The sequence below is a fragment of the Microvirga tunisiensis genome (genome assembly GCF_009296175.1).
GTDB lineage: Bacteria > Pseudomonadota > Alphaproteobacteria > Rhizobiales > Beijerinckiaceae > Microvirga > Microvirga tunisiensis.
The window spans coordinates 1-1,875 of the sequence record NZ_VOSK01000662.1 but is presented as its reverse complement, the minus strand read 5'-3'; the positions used below and the strand labels follow the sequence as shown (position 1 = coordinate 1,875).

General features: G+C 58.7%; 1 protein-coding gene and 1 pseudogene. One reads left to right on the top strand and one right to left on the bottom strand.

Going from position 1 to position 1,875, the window contains the following annotated elements; translation table 11 throughout:
- Positions 1–202: 202 nt before the first annotated feature.
- The gene (locus FS320_RS42590; RefSeq protein ID WP_152718545.1) at positions 203–571 is read left to right on the top strand and encodes a hypothetical protein; all 369 of its coding nucleotides are present in this window, start codon (positions 203–205) and stop codon (positions 569–571) included.
- A 717-nt stretch (positions 572–1,288) separates the two neighbouring features.
- Here FS320_RS42590 and FS320_RS42580 read toward each other — a convergent pair.
- Positions 1,289–1,753, bottom strand: a pseudogene (locus tag FS320_RS42580) (transposase); the annotation flags it as partial.
- Between the last annotated feature and the right edge of the window lie 122 nt (positions 1,754–1,875).

Below are 1,875 nucleotides of genomic sequence, written 5' to 3'. Positions count from 1 at the left end.
ATAGAGACAAGTATCCATAGCGGGGCTCCTCAACCGTTGCACACCCCGCATCCGCCTCATCAATCTTCACGAAAGCTATTCCAAATCAAGCACTTGAAGCGAGTAATAAAATTGCTCACCAGCCTCTAAGACCGCTGATCCATCCAGTTGATGTGTGTAACGGAGAGCCTTAGATTACACAGATCGCCTCATAGGTGCCGCGATGGCTACGACGAAAGCAGGGAAAAAAGGCAGGGGCCATCCGCGGATTGCACGCGGTGCAGGGAAGGCCGTCTCCGGCATCAGCTCGAAGAAAGCGAGGGAGCCGCAACTGGAGATCAAAGGAAGCACCAAGCACACTGTTGTTGAGGAGGCTCGCCGCGCCGGGCTGCTGAAGGGTGATCAGACTGAGCACGTCAGCTTCCGCGTCCCGAAAGCACTCCTCGAGGCCGCACAGCGAGAGACGGGAATTACGTCCCCGACAGAGCTCGGAATTCTGGCGCTGGCAACGCTTGCTCAGCCGGATCCGACAGCGGAGTACCTCAAGAAGTCGTACGGCGTTCTCAGCAAGAACCATAAGCTTGATATCTAAACGTTTCCGCCGCGATACGCCGTTTCAAGCCAGAGAGGCGGACATCACAACTCAAAACCCGCATGGAATATGCTGGTCGCATCTTTCGGCAGGCCTGCCTCTCTATTGCACGCCTTCTGTGAAGATCATTAACACAAGGATCCCGCACTCTTTCGATCCGCTTAGGCGTGCGTGTGGCGTGGCGCTTATCGTGGTGGCGGGGTAGGACCGGCAGGACGGGCTCGTGCACGGCCTCGGGTCGATCCACCCTTGGCTGCCATGGATCGCTTGGTTGCGGGAGTTTCAGTACGACTCTTGCGAGGACTATCGCTCGCAACCGCAGGTGAACGGTTCTTGCGGGTTGTGGTTTTACTCCCGTCCTCTGCTTTCATTGCCTGACGTGAGGCATGTTCGTCGAGAAAAGCCCTGCAGGCTGCAAAGTCTGTCGCGATCTCTGGTGGGCACTCCACACCGTGTTCTTCAGCCAATGCTCGTGCATAGCGCACCATCGCTTCACTCGGAGGGCGAGGGCCATTCTGAGGCCGGTGTTCTCCTGCTTCCGATGATCGTACTGGCGCATGCTGGTCAAGGAAGGCCCGGCAGATGGCGGCATTGCTCTTCAAGCCTCGAGGCAGCTTTAGTCCCTTGCGGGCCGCAAGGGACGTGGCAAAGGCCCACCCAATCAGGTCACGTCCGTCAATGAGTGTAAATTCGGGTGTGGTTTGAGGTGGCCATTGGTCAGTTCGCCTGTGGGGTGATTGCCAGAGTCTGCTGGTTGATCATCGGTGTTGCGAGCTCAGTCATCCCTTCGATCTGCATATAACGGTGCTGAAGCTGCCAGTCGTCATTGGCCTCCAGCAACACCGCGCCAATCAGGCGCCTGATGCTGTCCTCATTCGGGAAGATGCCCACCACATCGGCCCTGCGTTTGATCTCCTTGTTCAAGCGCTCCAAGGGGTTTGTGCTATGCAGCTTCGTCCGGTGCTGGGCCGGGAAGCTCATGTAGGCCAGCACATCATCCAGGCTGTCGTCGACGAAGACCTTCAGCTTGGGCCAGCGGTTGTGGAGTTGGTCGGCAAAATGGCAGAGGCTGGCCCGCGCCGCCGCCTGATCAGGCTGCTGGAAGGCCTGGCGCAGCCCGGCTGCCACCATGGTCTGGTGCGCCTTCGGCACATAAGCGAGCGCATTCCGGGTCCAATGCACGATCCGAACGCAATCGATGCATTGCGGTTTGGCACCAGGATTTCGTTCCGGTGGGTGGCGACCAGCAAGCCGCGCCGCTCCCGTTTGTCGGGGCCACCAGCGCGACAGTGGTAGGGTTCATG